The sequence below is a fragment of the Burkholderia sp. WP42 genome, from assembly GCF_000745665.1.
GTDB lineage: Bacteria > Pseudomonadota > Gammaproteobacteria > Burkholderiales > Burkholderiaceae > Burkholderia > Burkholderia vietnamiensis.
In genome coordinates, this window is record NZ_JQJT01000022.1 from 155562 (window position 1) to 170414 (window position 14853).

Below are 14853 nucleotides of genomic sequence, written 5' to 3' on the forward strand. Positions count from 1 at the left end.
CTACAGCGCAGCTACAGTCGGGCTTACTTGTCGAGACCAGCCGGCGGCCAGTTTTCGAGCTTCATGCCCAGCGTGAGGCCGCGCGAAGCCAGCACTTCCTTGATCTCGTTCAGCGACTTGCGACCGAGGTTCGGCGTCTTCAGCAGTTCGTTTTCCGTGCGCTGGATCAGGTCGCCGATGTAGTAGATGTTCTCGGCCTTCAGGCAGTTCGCGGAACGAACCGTCAGCTCGAGATCGTCCACCGGACGCAGCAGGATCGGATCGATCTGCGGTGCACGCGACGGTGCTTCGGCAGCCGTTTCCGTGCCTTCCAGCGCCGCGAACACGGACAGCTGGTCGACCAGGATGCGGGCCGATTGACGGATCGCCTCTTCCGGGGTGATCACGCCGCTCGTCTCGATGTTCATCACGAGCTTGTCGAGGTCGGTACGCTGCTCGACACGTGCGCTTTCGACTGCATAGCTCACGCGGCGAACCGGCGAGAACGATGCGTCGAGGACGATGCGGCCGATGATCTTGGCCGTGTCTTCGCCGTAGCGACGAACGTTGCCCGGCACGTAGCCGCGACCCTTCTCGATCTTGATCTGAACGTCGAGCTTGCCGCCCTTGGACAGATGTGCGATCACGTGATTCGGGTTGATGACTTCGCAATCGTGCGCGAGCTCGATATCGCCGGCCGTGACGACGCCTTCGCCTTCCTTGCGCAGCGTGACCGTGACTTCGTCACGGTTGTGCAGCTTGAACACCACGCCCTTCAGGTTCAGCAGCAGGTTGACCACGTCTTCCTGCACGCCGTCGAGCGTCGAATACTCGTGCACCACGCCGGCGATCGTCACTTCGGTCGGCGCGTAGCCGACCATCGACGACAGCAGCACGCGGCGCAGCGCGTTGCCCAAGGTGTGGCCGTAACCGCGTTCGAACGGTTCCATGACCACCCTCGCGTGGTTCTCGCCCAGCGATTCCACGGCGATGATCTTGGGTTTCAGCAAACTGGTTTGCATGGGCTTTCCTTTTCAATACCCTCGGCTCGTTACACCGATAAGGCTGACCGGTAACAACCAGAAAATAAACAGCCGAGGCCCCTCCTTGCGAAACGCAATCGGGGTACCTCGGCCGTCAATCGGATTAACGCGAATACAATTCGACGATCAGGCTTTCGTTGATGTCGCCTGCGATGTCAGCGCGTTCCGGCATTTGCTTGAACGTGCCTTCGAACTTCTTCGCATCGACTGCAACCCAGTTCGGCATGCCGCCTTGCTCGGCGAGCGACAGCGCTTCGATGATACGCGCCTGCTTCTTCGCCTTTTCGCGGATCGCGATCACGTCGCCAGCCTTCACTTGTTGCGACGGCACGTTCGCGACGACGCCGTTCACGGTGATCGACTTGTGGCTCACCAGCTGACGCGCTTCTGCGCGGGTCGAGCCGAAGCCCATGCGATACACGACGTTGTCGAGACGCGACTCGAGCAGTTGCAGCAGGTTTTCACCCGTGTTGCCCTTGCGGCGGTCGGCTTCAGCGAAGTAGCGGCGGAACTGACGTTCCAGCACGCCGTAGATACGCTTGACCTTTTGCTTTTCGCGCAGCTGCGTACCATAGTCGGACGTACGAGCGCCCGAGGTACGGCCGTGCTGACCCGGCTTGCTGTCGAGCTTGCACTTGTCGGCGAGCGAGCGGCGCGCGCTCTTCAGGAACAGGTCGGTGCCTTCACGGCGGGACAGCTTGGCCTTGGGGCCGATATAACGTGCCACGTTGCATTCCTTTATCAATCGGTCACGCGGATCGAAATCCGCGCTAGTTCGCGCCCTTTGGGGCGAACGGTGGGCTTAGTCAATCAAAAAAGCAACGCCCGTCGGCGCTATGCGACGACAGGCAATGCGCCAGCACGAACGTGCCAGCAGCATTCTTAGATACGACGGCGCTTCGGCGGACGGCAGCCGTTGTGCGGAATCGGGGTGACGTCCGAAATCGCGGTGATCTTGATGCCGAGGCCGTGCAGTGCGCGCACTGCCGACTCACGACCCGGGCCCGGGCCCTTGATCCGCACTTCCAGATTCTTCACGCCATATTCCATCGCCACACGACCGGCCGACTCAGCAGCAACCTGAGCAGCGAACGGCGTCGACTTGCGCGAGCCCTTGAAGCCCTGGCCGCCCGACGTCGCCCATGCCAGAGCATTGCCCTGACGATCGGTGATCGTGATGATCGTGTTGTTGAACGACGCGTGAACGTGCACCACGCCTTCAGCGACGTTCTTCTTGACCTTCTTGCGAACGCGTTGCGCCGCGGTGTTCGAAGCCTTAGCCATTACGTTTTCCTGTAACTGTCAGTTCCGCTTACTTCTTCAGCGCTTGCGCTGCACGACGCGGACCCTTGCGGGTACGTGCGTTCGTACGCGTACGCTGACCACGCATCGGCAGGCCCTTGCGATGACGAACACCACGGTAGCAACCGAGGTCCATCAGGCGCTTGATGTTCATCGTCACTTCACGGCGCAGGTCGCCTTCGACGATGAACTTGCCCACTTCCTCACGCAGCTTTTCGAGGTCTGCGTCGGTCAGGTCCTTGACCTTCTTCGAGAATTCCACGCCAGCTGCCGAGCAGATGCTGCGCGAGCGCGTGCGGCCGATACCGAAGATTGCCGTCAGGCCGATCTCGGTATGCTGGTGATTCGGGATGTTAACCCCTGCGATACGAGCCATTGTTTTTCCTCAAACAAAAAGCGCAAACAAACGCGCGGTCAGCCTTGGCGCTGCTTGTGGCGCGGATCCGAGCTGCAGATCACGCGAACGACGCCTTTGCGCTTGATGATCTTGCAATTGCGGCAAATGCGCTTAACCGATGCCATCACTTTCATGATAATACCCTTTTTTCAAATCACTTCGCCCGGAACACGATCCGCGCACGAGACAGATCGTAAGGCGTCAATTCAACCGTGACCTTGTCGCCCGGCAAGATACGGATGTAGTGCATCCGCATCTTCCCGGAGATATGCCCCAACACGACATGGCCGTTTTCCAGCTTCACACGGAAGGTCGCATTCGGGAGGTTTTCGATCACCTCACCCTGCATCTGGATTACATCGTCTTTGGCCATAGTCCTTAATTAACGCATTGGGATGTTGCCGCCCTTGAAGTTTGCCTTCTTGAGCAGCGACTCATACTGTTGCGACATAACGTACGACTGCACCTGCGCCATGAAGTCCATCGTGACGACGACAATGATCAGCAGCGACGTTCCACCAAAATAAAACGGCACGTTCCAGCGCAGCACCAGGAATTCCGGCAGCAAACAAACGAAGACGATATAGATCGCACCGGCCAGCGTCAGACGCGTGAGGATGCGGTCGATATATCGCGCAGTTTGGTCGCCCGGACGGATGCCAGGAACGAACGCCCCGCTCTTCTTCAGGTTGTCCGCGGTTTCCCTGCTGTTGAACACCAGTGCGGTGTAGAAGAAGCAGAAAAACACGATCGCCAGCGTGTACAGCAGCACATAGACCGGCTGGCCCGGCTTCAGCGCCTCCGCGACGTTATGCAACGTGTTGGAGATCCAGCTTCCCGACGGTTGACCCGTGCTGAACCAGCCGAGAATCGTGGCCGGGAACAGGATGATCGACGATGCGAAGATCGGCGGAATCACGCCCGACATGTTCAGCTTCAGCGGCAAGTGCGACGACTGGCCACCATAGATCTTGTTGCCGACCTGGCGCTTCGCGTAGTTCACGAGGATCTTGCGCTGACCGCGTTCGATGAACACGACCAGGTAAGTCACCGCGGCGATCAGGACGACGATGATGATCGCCGAAATGATGCTCATCGAACCCGTACGCACCAGCTCGAACAGCCCACCGACGGCATTCGGGAACCCTGCTGCGATCCCGCCGAAGATGATGATCGAGATGCCGTTGCCGAGACCACGCTCGGTGATCTGCTCACCCAGCCACATCAGGAACATCGTGCCGGTAACCAGCGTCACGACCGTCGTCAGCCGGAACAGCATGCCGGGATCGATCACGAGGCCAGGCTGGTTTTCCAGCGCAGCCGCGATACCGAACGCCTGGAAGGTCGCGAGCACCACGGTGAAATACCGCGTGTACTGCGTGATCTTCCGTTGCCCTGCCTGCCCTTCCTTCTTCAGCGCCTCGAGCTGCGGCGAGACGATCGCCAGCAACTGCATGATGATCGACGCCGAGATGTACGGCATGATCCCCAGCGCGAAGATCGTGAAGCGGGACAGTGCGCCACCCGAGAACATGTTGAACATGCCCAGGATGCCGCCCGCCTGACTCTGGAACAGCTTCGCCAGTTGATCCGGATCGATGCCCGGCACGGGGATGTGCGCGCCGATGCGATAGACGATCAGCGCCAGGAGCAGGAACATCGCTCGCCGACGCAGATCGCCGAATTTCGCCGTGCTTCGACCGGGTTTTGCAAGACTCGGGCTGTTAGCCAAGTACCTTCTCCGATGAATGCAAGTAACGACGCGCTACGCGTGTCACTCGGCGAACGAACCGCCAGCCGCTTCGATCGCAGCGCGCGCACCCTTGGTGGCGCCCAGACCCTTCACGACGATCTTGCGCTTCAGTTCGCCCGTCGCGATGATCTTTGCGCTCTTCGTCAGCTCGCCGACCAGGCCGGCTTGCTTCAGTGCGAGCAGATCGATTTCATCGACCGGCAGCTTCTCGAGGTCGCCCAGGCGAACTTCACCGACGAATTCCTTCGTCAGCGACGTGAAGCCGCGCTTCGGCAGACGACGTTGCAGCGGCATCTGACCGCCTTCGAAACCGACTTTGTGGAAGCCGCCCGAACGCGATTTCTGACCCTTGTGACCACGGCCAGCCGTCTTGCCGAGGCCCGAACCGATGCCGCGGCCGACGCGACGCTTGGCGTGCTTTGCACCAGCGGCCGGCTTCAGGTTATTCAATTCCATATCAACTCCTTGATCCGTAGGGCCGCTTACGCGATGACCTTAACGAGGTACGAGACCTTGTTGATCATGCCGCGGACCGCCGGCGTATCCTGCAGCTCGCTAACCGAGTTGAGTCGGCGCAGGCCCAGGCCACGCACGGTCGCACGGTGCGATTCGCGGGTCCCGATCAGGCTCTTCACGAGCTGAACCTTGACAGTTTTTTCAGACATGGTGACCACCCGGGCTTAGCCCAAAATATCTTCGACGGACTTGCCGCGCTTCGCCGCGATGTCTGCCGGGGTCGACTGCTTGCGCAGACCGTCCAGCGTGGCGCGAACGAGGTTGTACGGGTTCGTCGAACCGTGGCTCTTCGCCACGACGTTCTGCACGCCCATCACGTCGAACACTGCGCGCATCGGGCCGCCGGCGATCACGCCCGTACCTGCCTTCGCCGGAGCGAGGAGGACTGCGGATGCGCCATGCTTGCCGTGCACTTCGTGCTGCAGCGTGCCGTTCTTGAGCGGCACCTTGAACATGTTGCGGCGAGCCTGTTCCATTGCCTTCTGGACAGCGACCGGCACTTCCTTCGCCTTGCCCTTGCCCATACCGATGCGGCCATCACCATCGCCGACCACGGTCAGTGCGGCGAAGCCGAGAATACGGCCACCCTTCACGACCTTGGTCACGCGATTGACCGAAATCATCTTTTCGCGAAGGCCGTCGTCGCGTTCGTCAGCCTGAACTTTCGCTTGCATCTTTGCCATGACGAATTCCTTCCCTTAGAACTTGAGCCCAGCTTCGCGAGCTGCCTCAGCCAGCGCCTTGACGCGGCCGTGGTAGCGGAAGCCCGAGCGGTCGAAGGCGACGGATTCGATGCCGGCAGCCTTTGCCTTTTCGGCAATACGCTTGCCGATCAGCGTCGCGGCATTAACGTTGCCGCCCTTGCCCGACTTGTCGGCCAGTTCGGCGCGCACTTCTGCTTCGAGCGTCGACGCGCTGGCGAGCACCTTGGTGCCGCAGGGCGAGAACACTTGAGCGTAGATGTGCGTGTTCGTGCGATGCACGGCGAGACGCGCGACCTGCAGCTCAGCGATCTTGATACGCGTCTGGCGAGCGCGGCGCAGGCGAGATTGAGTCTTATCCATGATTGCGCACCCTTACTTCTTCTTCGTTTCTTTGAGGATCACAACCTCGTCGGAATAGCGCACGCCCTTGCCCTTGTAGGGCTCCGGCGGACGGTAACCGCGAACTTCCGCAGCTACTTGACCGACTTGTTGCTTGTTGATCCCCTTGATCACGATTTCGGTTTGCGTCGGAGTTTCAGCCTTGACGCCTTCCGGCATCTGGTGCACCACCGGGTGCGAGAAACCCAGCGACAGGTTCAGCTTGTCGCCTTGCGCTTGCGCACGGTAACCGACGCCAACCAGCGTCAGCTTGCGCTCGAAACCCTTGGTCACGCCGTGCACGGCGTTCGCGATGATCGCGCGCATCGTGCCCGACATTGCGTTTGCTTCGCGGCTTTCGTTGACCGGCGCCAGATTCAGCGTGCCGTCGTTGTTCGCCACGTTCACGAGCGGATTCACCGGCTGCGTGATGGTGCCCAGCGGGCCCTTGACGGTGATAGCACCGTCGGCCAGCTTGACTTCCGCGCCTTGCAGCGCGATCGGGCTCTTACCTACTCGAGACATGTTTCTCTCTCCTCGGCTTTAAGCGACGTAGCAGATGACTTCGCCGCCGACGCCGGTAGCGCGCGCCTTGCGGTCGGTCATCACGCCCTTCGGCGTCGAAACGATTGCCACGCCCAGGCCGTTCATGACCTGCGGAATGTCGTTACGACCGCGGTACACGCGCAGACCAGGCTTCGACACGCGCTCGAGGCGTTCGATGACCGGGCGACCTGCGTAGTACTTCAGCGCGATATTCAGTTCGGACTTCGCACCTTCCGCCTTCACGGCGAAATCGTCGATATAACCTTCGTCCTTCAGGACTTGCGCGATTGCAACCTTGACCTTCGACGAGGGCATCGCGACCGATACCTTCTCGACCATCTGCGCGTTGCGGATGCGAGTCAGCATATCGGCGATAGGATCACTCATGCTCATTTACGTTTCTCCTATTACCAGCTCGCCTTGGTCAGGCCAGGAATCTCGCCACGGAATGCGATTTCACGAATCTTGTTGCGCGCGAGGCCGAATTTACGGAACGTGCCACGCGGACGGCCCGTGATCGCGCAGCGGTTACGCTGGCGGGTCGGGTTCGAGTTGCGGGGCAGTTGCTGCAGCTCCAGGCGTGCTTCGTAGCGCTCTTCTTCCGACTTGCTTTGGTCTTCGACGATCGCCTTCAGCGCTTCGCGCTTTGCTGCGAACTTCGCGACCAGGCGGGCGCGCTTCTTTTCACGTTCGATCAGTGCCAGTTTAGCCACGGTAACCTCAGTTTCTGAACGGGAACTTGAAGCTGGCGAGCAGAGCCTTTGCTTCGTCGTCGGTCTTCGCAGTCGTCGTGATGCTGATGTTCAGCCCACGCAGTGCGTCGATCTTGTCGTAGTCGATTTCGGGGAAAATGATCTGCTCTTTCACACCGATGTTGTAGTTGCCGCGGCCATCGAAGGCACGACCCGACACGCCGCGGAAGTCACGCACGCGGGGCAGGGCAACGGTCACGAAACGGTCGAGGAATTCGTACATCGCACGGCCGCGCAGCGTCACCATCGCGCCAATGGGATAGCCCTGGCGGATCTTGAAGCCTGCGATTGCCTTGCGTGCCTTCGTGACGACCGGCTTCTGACCGGCGATCTTCGTGAGGTCGCCAACGGCGTTCTCGATGACCTTCTTGTCAGCGATCGCTTCGCCAAGACCCATGTTCAGCGTGATCTTGGTGATGCGCGGCACTTCCATGACCGACTTGTAACCGAACTTCTCGATCAGGCCGGGCACAACCTTTTCTTTGTAAAACTCTTGAAAACGAGCCATTTTTTACTCCGCTGCGTCAGGCGCTCAGTACGGCACCGGTCGTCTTCAGGAAGCGAACCTTCTTGCCTTCCTCGACCTTGATGCCAACACGCGACGCCTTGCCATTCGCGTCGACCAGTGCGACGTTCGAAATATGCAGGGGCATCGTCTTCGCTTCCACGCCGCCCGTCGTACCCTTCATCGGGTTCGGCTTCACATGCTTCTTGACGAGGTTGATACCCTCAACCGTCACATGTTCAGCACCGACAGCCAGCACGACGCCGCGCTTGCCCTTGTCCTTGCCAGTGACGACGATCACTTCGTCACCTTTGCGAATCTTGTTCATCGCGACTCCTTACAGCACTTCCGGCGCCAGCGAAACGATCTTCATGAATCGTTCGCTACGCAGCTCACGCGTCACCGGCCCGAAAATGCGGGTGCCGATCGGCTCAAGCTTGTTATTCAAAAGCACAGCGGCGTTGCCGTCGAACTTGATCAGCGAGCCGTCTTGACGGCGAACACCCTTGGCGGTGCGGACCACCACGGCGTTGTAGATTTCGCCTTTCTTCACGCGCCCGCGCGGCGTTGCTTCTTTGACGGTCACCTTGATGATGTCGCCAATGCCGGCATAACGACGCTTCGAGCCGCCGAGCACCTTGATGCACATGACTTCACGCGCACCCGTGTTGTCGGCTACTTCGAGCCGAGATTCGGTCTGGATCATGGTTTGTCTTTCCCAACTTAATCCGGATGCACCACCATGATGCATACGGTCAGTCTTGGTCCCGTCAGCCAATCGGCTGCTTGGGTTGGAACAGCAGCGACGGCAAACGAAACCCGCCATCGCAATTCGGTGAATCTTTCGGACAGGCTGGCGCCAGTCCGCTTCCCCCACCAACTTCGCCCGCGACGGGGCTCCCATAAAGAGGGAAGACCGGGATTATAACAAATAATCCCGGTCACGCAAGCAAAAACTTTGCGATTTCAAGCACTTCATGGCGAAGTGCCTGTTACTGCCTACTGCTCTGCCCGCTTAGATGACGCGAGCTGCTTCGACGAGGCGCGACACCGTCCAGGCCTTCGTCTTCGAAACAGGACGGGTTTCCTGGATTTCGACGAGATCGCCTTCGTTGCAGGTGTTCGCTTCATCGTGCGCGTGGTACTTCTTCGAACGCACGACATACTTGCCGTAGATCGGGTGCTTGACGCGGTGCTCGATCAGCACGGTGACGGTCTTGTCCATCTTGTTGCTGACGACCCGACCGACCAGCGTCCGCTTCAGCGAGGTTTTCACGCTATCGTTCATTTCTGGTTCGCCTTCTGAGTCATGACGGTCCGCACACGTGCGATGTCGCGACGAACCTTCTTCAGCTGGCTCGTGTTCGTGAGCTGCTGGGTCGCGAGTTGCATGCGCAGGCCGAATTGCGCCTTCAGCAGGTCCGCCAGCTCCTTGTTGAGCGCGGCCTGGTCTTTCTGGAGAAGTTCGGAAGCCTTCATGTTTTCTCCTTAGGCGCCGAGCTGGCGCACGATGAACGCCGTCTTCAGCGGCAGCTTCGCTGCAGCCAGACGGAACGCTTCGCGTGCCAGTTCTTCGGTTACGCCGTCCATTTCATAGAGCATCTTGCCCGGCTGGATCTCGGCGACGTAGTACTCCGGGTTACCCTTACCGTTACCCATACGCACTTCGGCCGGCTTTTGCGAGATCGGCTTGTCCGGGAAGATCCGGATCCAGATGCGGCCGCCACGCTTGATGTGACGCGTCATTGCACGACGCGCTGCTTCAATTTGACGCGCGGTCAAACGGCCGCGACCGATCGCCTTCAGGCCGAATTCACCGAACGACACCGCGTTGCCGCGCGTCGCCTTGCCGGTGTTACGACCCTTCTGCTCTTTGCGATACTTCCTGCGTTTCGGTTGCAGCATCGTTATTCTCCAGTCTTGCCGTCTTCCGGCTTGCCGGCGCCGCGGCGCGGTGCGCCACGACGAGCACCCGGAGCGCCGCCTTCGCCGTCACGGCGCGGACGACGGTCGCCCGGACGCGCATTGCGACGCGGACGCTTGTCTTCGGCTACTTCTTCGACCACCGGCGCGTCATTGCGGCCGAGCGTGTCGCCCTTGTAAACCCAAACCTTGACACCGATGATGCCGTAGGTCGTCTTCGCTTCCGAGGTTGCGTAGTCGATATCGGCGCGCAGCGTGTGAAGGGGCACGCGACCTTCGCGATACCACTCCGTGCGAGCGATTTCGATACCGTTCAGACGGCCTGCGCTCATGATCTTGATGCCCTGGGCACCCAGACGCATCGCGTTCTGCATCGCACGCTTCATCGCGCGACGGAACATGATCCGGCGCTCGAGCTGTTGCGTGATCGAGTCAGCGATCAGTTGAGCATCGGTTTCCGGCTTGCGGATCTCTTCGATGTTGACGTGAACCGGCACGCCCATGCGGCGTTGCAGTTCCGTCTTCAGCTGTTCGATATCCTCGCCCTTCTTGCCGATGACGACGCCCGGACGCGAGCTGTAAATCGTGATGCGCGCGTTCTTTGCCGGACGCTCGATGACGACCCGACCGACCGAAGCGTTCTTCAGCTTCTTCTTCAGGTATTCACGAACACCGATGTCTTCCTGCAGCATCGCCGCGAAATTGTTGTTGTTCGCGTACCAACGCGAAGCCCAATTGCGGCTGACAGCCAGGCGGAAGCCAGTCGGATGAATTTTCTGTCCCATCGTATGGCTCCTTAATTCCCGACCGTCACAGTGATGTGACAGGATTGCTTCTCGATGCGGTTACCGCGGCCCTTGGCGCGCGCGGTGAAACGCTTGAGCGATGCAGCCTTGTCGACGTAGATGCTCTTGATCTTGAGCTCGTCGATATCGGCGCCTTCGTTGTGCTCCGCATTCGCGATTGCCGACAGCACAACCTTCTTCACGATGCCAGCCGCCTTCTTCGGCGAGAACGTCAGAACGTTCAGCGCCTTGTCGACCGGCAAACCGCGGATCTGGTCAGCCACAAGGCGCGTTTTTTGCGCCGAGATGCGGGCACCGCGATGAATTGCTTTCACTTCCATCTTGATTGCCCCTTATTTCTTGGCCTTCTTGTCGGCTGCGTGACCCTTGAACGTACGGGTCAGTGCGAACTCGCCAAGCTTGTGGCCGACCATGTTTTCCGAAATGTACACCGGAACGTGTTGACGGCCGTTGTGAACAGCGATCGTCAGGCCGATGAAATCCGGCAGAATCGTCGAGCGACGCGACCAGGTCTTGATCGGCTTTTTGTCGCGCGAAGCTGCAGCCGCCTCAACTTTCTTCAGCAAATGGGCGTCGCAGAACGGACCTTTTTTTACAGAACGTGCCATTGCCTACTCCTTAACGCTTGTGACGGCGCTGGACGATCATCGTCGTCGTGCGCTTGTTGCTGCGGGTGCGATAACCCTTGGTCGGCGTGCCCCACGGGCTCACCGGATCGCGACCTGCAGCCGTCTTGCCCTCACCACCACCGTGCGGGTGATCGACCGGGTTCATCGCAACGCCACGCACCGTCGGGCGGATACCGCGCCAGCGGTTCGCGCCAGCCTTGCCGATCTGGCGCAGGCTATGCTCTTCGTTGCCGACTTCACCGATCGTTGCACGGCACTCGATGTGCACGCGGCGGATTTCGCCCGAGCGCAGACGAACCTGCGCGTAGACGCCTTCACGCGCCAGCAGCATGGCCGACGTGCCAGCCGAACGCGCCATTTGCGCGCCCTTGCCCGGCAGCATCTCGATGCAGTGGATCGTCGTACCGACCGGAATGTTGCGGATCGGCAGCGTGTTGCCTGCACGGATCGGCGCTTCCGAACCCGACATCAGCTGTTGGCCGACGGTCAGGCCCTTCGGGGCGATGATGTAGCGACGTTCGCCGTCAGCGTAGAGCACCAGCGCAATGTTCGCGCTGCGGTTCGGGTCGTACTCGAGACGCTCGACCTTTGCCGGAATGCCATCCTTCGTGCGACGGAAGTCGACGATACGATAGTGATGCTTGTGACCACCGCCCTTATGGCGGGTGGTGATGCGACCGTTGTTGTTACGGCCGGCGGTCGAGCTCTGCGTGTCGAGCAGTGCCGCGTGCGGCTTGCCCTGGTGCAGATCCTTGTTGACCACCTTGACCATCGCGCGGCGACCCGGCGAAGTCGGTTTAACTTTCACGATTGCCATGATTACTTGGCCTCCGCTTCAAAGTTGATTTCCTGGCCGGGCTTCAGGCAAACGTACGCCTTCTTCACGTCCTTGCGACGGCCCATCGAACGGCCGAAGCGCTTTTGCTTGCCCTTCTGAACCAGCACGTTGACCGAATCAACCTCAACCTTGAACAGCAGCTCGACAGCCGCCTTCACTTCCTGCTTCGTGGCATCCGGTGCGACTTCGAACACGACTTGCTCGTTCTTGTCGGCAACCAGCGTCGCCTTTTCGGAAATCACCGGTGCGAGCAGGACCTGCATCAAACGATGATCGTTCTTGCGAATCTCGCTCATGACAGCAACTCCTCGATCTGGGCGACCGCAGCCTTCGTGACCAGCACTTTCTTGAAGTAGATCAGCGACAGCGGGTCAGCGTAGCGCGGCTCGACAATCGCCACGTGCGGCAGGTTGCGCGAAGCCAGGTACAGGTTCTCGTCGACCGTATCCGTGATGATCAGGACGGAGTCGAGACCCATGGTCTTGAATTTGTCGGCCAGCAGCTTGGTCTTCGGCGCTTCGAGGATGATGTCCTCGACGACCGACAGACGGCCTTCACGGGCCAGCTGCGAGAAGATCGAGCAGAGACCTGCGCGATGCATCTTCTTGTTGACCTTGTGCGAGAAGTTCTCTTCCGGCGAGTTCGGGAAGATGCGACCACCGCCACGCCACAACGGGCTCGACGACATACCGGCACGAGCGCGGCCCGTACCCTTCTGACGCCACGGCTTCTTGGTGGTGTGCTTGACTTGCTCACGGTCCTTCTGTGCGCGGTTACCCTGGCGAGCATTCGCCTGGTACGCGACGACGACCTGGTGGATCAGCGCTTCGTTGTAGTCACGACCGAACACGACGTCCGACGCGTTGACCACTGCACCTTCCTGACCATTTTCGTTCAGGAGCTTGAGTTCCATTATTTCGCCCCCTTGGTCTTGACGGCCGGCGTCACGAAAACCTTGCCGCCCTTCGCGCCCGGAATCGCGCCCTTGACGAGCAGCAGCTTGCGCTCTGCGTCGATACGAGCGATTTCGAGGTTCTGCACCGTCACCGTAACGTCACCGAGGTGACCCGTCATGCGCTTACCCGGGAAAACGCGACCCGGATCCTGCGCCATACCGATCGAGCCCGGCACGTTGTGCGAGCGCGAGTTACCGTGCGTGGCACGGCCGGAGGAGAAGTTGTAACGCTTGATCGTACCGGCGTAGCCCTTACCGATCGACACGCCTTGCACGTCGACCTTCTGGCCTACTTCGAAAAGATCTGCACCGACCACGGCGCCATTCGACAGCTCGGCTGCCTTGGCCGCGTCAATGCGGAATTCCTTGAGGATTTCACCGGCTTCGACACCGGCTTTGGCGAGATGACCTGCCAGCGGCTTCGTCACGCGCGATGCGCGGCGGGAGCCGAATGCAACCTGCACGGCCGTGTAGCCGTCGGTTTCAACAGTCTTGATCTGCGTCACGCGGTTGTCCGACACGTCCAGCACGGTGACGGGAATCGAATCCCCTTCAGCCGTGAAGATACGGGTCATGCCAACCTTGCGACCTACGAGTCCAAGGCTCATCATTTTCTCCATTCCCGACTGCGATTGGTCGGGGCTGATTTACAAAATGCCGGGCACGCAAGGCCCGACTTTTTTACGCGAATGCGCGAAAAGCCAAGCAGTATAGCCCGACCCTTCGATTTCCGCAAGCAATACAAAGACTTAGCACCGCCCGGCAAGCCCGGCGGCGCCGGAAGCCTTACTGCAGCTTGATTTCCACGTCGACGCCTGCCGGCAGATCGAGCTTCATCAGCGCGTCAACCGTCTTGTCCGTCGGGTCGACGATGTCCATCAGGCGCTGGTGGGTACGGATTTCGAGCTGATCGCGCGACGTCTTGTTGACGTGCGGCGAACGCAGAATGTCAAAACGCTGAATGCGCGTCGGCAGCGGCACCGGGCCACGGACGATTGCGCCAGTCCGCTTCGCGGTATCGACGATTTCGGCAGCCGATTGATCGATCAGACGATAGTCGAAAGCCTTCAGGCGAATGCGGATTTTCTGTTGCTGCATGACGATTCCTTGAAAAGAGCGAGGCGATCTTGCATCGCCGGACACTAAAAGAACGCGAGACCTGTTGCCTGCGGGGAGCGAGGCGACACGTCCCGAACGGTACTTCCACTGCTAAGCCCGCGATTCTACACGAAAAATCAAAGCGGTGGCGCGCATTTGTCAATACCACGCTGCGCGCACCACAAAAAAACCGGGCGCCAGATCAAACTGGACACCCGGTTTCGACGGCACGACAGCTGCCGTGAGGCGCGAGCCCGTGAAGGGCCCGCGGATCGTCGATGTTACTCGATGATCTTGGCGACGACGCCAGCGCCGACGGTACGGCCGCCTTCGCGGATTGCGAAGCGCAGACCTTCTTCCATCGCGATCGGCGCAATCAGCTTCACCGTGATCGACACGTTGTCGCCCGGCATCACCATTTCCTTGTCCTTCGGCAGCTCGATCGAGCCCGTCACGTCCGTCGTACGGAAGTAGAACTGCGGACGGTAGTTGTTGAAGAACGGCGTATGACGGCCGCCTTCGTCCTTGCTCAGCACGTACACTTCAGCCGTGAAGTGCGTGTGCGGCGTGATCGAACCCGGCTTCGCCAGAACCTGGCCGCGCTCCACGTCTTCACGCTTCGTGCCGCGCAGCAGGATACCGACGTTGTCGCCTGCCTGACCCTGGTCCAGCAGCTTGCGGAACATTTCAACGCCCGTGCAGGTCGTCTTCACCGTCGGCTTGATACCG

The 14853-nt window shown here is 60.0% G+C and carries 29 protein-coding genes; all 29 read right to left on the reverse strand.

Features of this window, described 5'->3' with window-relative positions:
- Window positions 1-23: 23 nt before the first annotated feature.
- A complete protein-coding gene (locus EX20_RS15000; protein ID WP_006477176.1) occupies window positions 24-1001 on the reverse strand; it encodes a DNA-directed RNA polymerase subunit alpha in 978 nt (325 codons plus the stop codon).
- A 124-nt stretch (window positions 1002-1125) separates the two neighbouring features.
- Window positions 1126-1749, reverse strand: coding sequence for a 30S ribosomal protein S4 (gene rpsD / locus EX20_RS15005; protein WP_034194013.1), 624 nt, complete (start codon window positions 1747-1749; stop codon window positions 1126-1128).
- A 155-nt stretch (window positions 1750-1904) separates the two neighbouring features.
- Window positions 1905-2306 carry a 30S ribosomal protein S11 gene (rpsK, locus tag EX20_RS15010; protein WP_004197937.1) on the reverse strand — a complete coding sequence of 134 codons (402 nt, stop codon included), beginning with the start codon at window positions 2304-2306 and terminating at the stop codon, window positions 1905-1907.
- A 28-nt stretch (window positions 2307-2334) separates the two neighbouring features.
- Window positions 2335-2700, reverse strand: a complete 366-nt coding sequence (rpsM, locus tag EX20_RS15015; RefSeq protein WP_006752933.1) for a 30S ribosomal protein S13 — start codon at window positions 2698-2700, stop codon at window positions 2335-2337.
- Between the two features lie 38 nt (window positions 2701-2738).
- Entirely contained in the window at window positions 2739-2855 is a 117-nt protein-coding gene (gene rpmJ, locus EX20_RS15020) for a 50S ribosomal protein L36 (protein WP_004199844.1), read from the reverse strand.
- A gap of 20 nt (window positions 2856-2875) precedes the next feature.
- Window positions 2876-3094, reverse strand: coding sequence for a translation initiation factor IF-1 (gene infA / locus EX20_RS15025; protein ID WP_004521905.1), 219 nt, complete (start codon window positions 3092-3094; stop codon window positions 2876-2878).
- A 9-nt stretch (window positions 3095-3103) separates the two neighbouring features.
- The gene (gene secY / locus EX20_RS15030; RefSeq protein ID WP_006400642.1) at window positions 3104-4453 is read right to left on the reverse strand and encodes a preprotein translocase subunit SecY; all 1350 of its coding nucleotides are present in this window, start codon (window positions 4451-4453) and stop codon (window positions 3104-3106) included.
- A gap of 42 nt (window positions 4454-4495) precedes the next feature.
- Complete coding sequence (gene rplO, locus EX20_RS15035; RefSeq protein ID WP_006482880.1) at window positions 4496-4930, reverse strand: 50S ribosomal protein L15; 435 nt, start codon at window positions 4928-4930, stop codon at window positions 4496-4498.
- Between the two features lie 26 nt (window positions 4931-4956).
- Entirely contained in the window at window positions 4957-5139 is a 183-nt protein-coding gene (gene rpmD, locus EX20_RS15040) for a 50S ribosomal protein L30 (protein ID WP_006400644.1), read from the reverse strand.
- Window positions 5140-5154: 15 nt separating this feature from the next.
- Window positions 5155-5673, reverse strand: coding sequence for a 30S ribosomal protein S5 (gene rpsE, locus EX20_RS15045; protein ID WP_006752931.1), 519 nt, complete (start codon window positions 5671-5673; stop codon window positions 5155-5157).
- A gap of 15 nt (window positions 5674-5688) precedes the next feature.
- Window positions 5689-6054: a 50S ribosomal protein L18 gene (gene rplR / locus EX20_RS15050; RefSeq protein WP_006477183.1), complete on the reverse strand. Its 366-nt coding sequence runs from the start codon at window positions 6052-6054 to the stop codon at window positions 5689-5691.
- A 12-nt stretch (window positions 6055-6066) separates the two neighbouring features.
- On the reverse strand, window positions 6067-6597 hold the full coding sequence (rplF, locus tag EX20_RS15055; protein ID WP_011883007.1) for a 50S ribosomal protein L6: 531 nt from the start codon (window positions 6595-6597) through the stop codon (window positions 6067-6069).
- A gap of 18 nt (window positions 6598-6615) precedes the next feature.
- Window positions 6616-7011, reverse strand: a complete 396-nt coding sequence (gene rpsH, locus EX20_RS15060; RefSeq protein ID WP_006477185.1) for a 30S ribosomal protein S8 — start codon at window positions 7009-7011, stop codon at window positions 6616-6618.
- Between the two features lie 14 nt (window positions 7012-7025).
- Entirely contained in the window at window positions 7026-7331 is a 306-nt protein-coding gene (gene rpsN / locus EX20_RS15065; protein ID WP_011883006.1) for a 30S ribosomal protein S14, read from the reverse strand.
- A gap of 7 nt (window positions 7332-7338) precedes the next feature.
- A complete protein-coding gene (gene rplE / locus EX20_RS15070) occupies window positions 7339-7878 on the reverse strand; it encodes a 50S ribosomal protein L5 (RefSeq protein ID WP_011883005.1) in 540 nt (179 codons plus the stop codon).
- Window positions 7879-7894: 16 nt separating this feature from the next.
- Window positions 7895-8203: a 50S ribosomal protein L24 gene (rplX, locus tag EX20_RS15075; protein ID WP_006477187.1), complete on the reverse strand. Its 309-nt coding sequence runs from the start codon at window positions 8201-8203 to the stop codon at window positions 7895-7897.
- Between the two features lie 9 nt (window positions 8204-8212).
- Window positions 8213-8581, reverse strand: a complete 369-nt coding sequence (gene rplN / locus EX20_RS15080; protein ID WP_006752929.1) for a 50S ribosomal protein L14 — start codon at window positions 8579-8581, stop codon at window positions 8213-8215.
- Between the two features lie 309 nt (window positions 8582-8890).
- A complete protein-coding gene (gene rpsQ / locus EX20_RS15085) occupies window positions 8891-9163 on the reverse strand; it encodes a 30S ribosomal protein S17 (protein ID WP_006752928.1) in 273 nt (90 codons plus the stop codon).
- The gene (rpmC, locus tag EX20_RS15090; protein WP_006400652.1) at window positions 9160-9354 is read right to left on the reverse strand and encodes a 50S ribosomal protein L29; all 195 of its coding nucleotides are present in this window, start codon (window positions 9352-9354) and stop codon (window positions 9160-9162) included. Before rpmC ends, rpsQ begins: the two co-directional genes overlap by 4 nt.
- A 9-nt stretch (window positions 9355-9363) precedes the next feature.
- The gene (rplP, locus tag EX20_RS15095) at window positions 9364-9780 is read right to left on the reverse strand and encodes a 50S ribosomal protein L16 (protein ID WP_006482873.1); all 417 of its coding nucleotides are present in this window, start codon (window positions 9778-9780) and stop codon (window positions 9364-9366) included.
- Window positions 9781-9782: 2 nt separating this feature from the next.
- Window positions 9783-10583, reverse strand: coding sequence for a 30S ribosomal protein S3 (gene rpsC / locus EX20_RS15100; protein WP_006482899.1), 801 nt, complete (start codon window positions 10581-10583; stop codon window positions 9783-9785).
- Between the two features lie 11 nt (window positions 10584-10594).
- Window positions 10595-10924 carry a 50S ribosomal protein L22 gene (gene rplV, locus EX20_RS15105; protein WP_004199272.1) on the reverse strand — a complete coding sequence of 110 codons (330 nt, stop codon included), beginning with the start codon at window positions 10922-10924 and terminating at the stop codon, window positions 10595-10597.
- A 12-nt stretch (window positions 10925-10936) separates the two neighbouring features.
- Complete coding sequence (gene rpsS / locus EX20_RS15110) at window positions 10937-11212, reverse strand: 30S ribosomal protein S19 (protein ID WP_004199273.1); 276 nt, start codon at window positions 11210-11212, stop codon at window positions 10937-10939.
- A gap of 10 nt (window positions 11213-11222) precedes the next feature.
- On the reverse strand, window positions 11223-12050 hold the full coding sequence (gene rplB, locus EX20_RS15115) for a 50S ribosomal protein L2 (RefSeq protein WP_011883004.1): 828 nt from the start codon (window positions 12048-12050) through the stop codon (window positions 11223-11225).
- A 2-nt stretch (window positions 12051-12052) separates the two neighbouring features.
- Window positions 12053-12367, reverse strand: coding sequence for a 50S ribosomal protein L23 (gene rplW / locus EX20_RS15120; protein WP_004199275.1), 315 nt, complete (start codon window positions 12365-12367; stop codon window positions 12053-12055).
- Window positions 12364-12984, reverse strand: coding sequence for a 50S ribosomal protein L4 (gene rplD, locus EX20_RS15125; RefSeq protein WP_006477192.1), 621 nt, complete (start codon window positions 12982-12984; stop codon window positions 12364-12366). Before rplD ends, rplW begins: the two co-directional genes overlap by 4 nt.
- Entirely contained in the window at window positions 12984-13634 is a 651-nt protein-coding gene (rplC, locus tag EX20_RS15130) for a 50S ribosomal protein L3 (protein ID WP_006752926.1), read from the reverse strand. Before rplC ends, rplD begins: the two co-directional genes overlap by 1 nt.
- A gap of 178 nt (window positions 13635-13812) precedes the next feature.
- On the reverse strand, window positions 13813-14124 hold the full coding sequence (gene rpsJ, locus EX20_RS15135) for a 30S ribosomal protein S10 (protein WP_004199280.1): 312 nt from the start codon (window positions 14122-14124) through the stop codon (window positions 13813-13815).
- 281 nt (window positions 14125-14405) lie between these two features.
- A partial coding sequence (locus tag EX20_RS15140) for an EF-Tu C-terminal domain-related protein (RefSeq protein ID WP_034194017.1) occupies window positions 14406-14853 on the reverse strand: 448 nt, incomplete at its 5' end.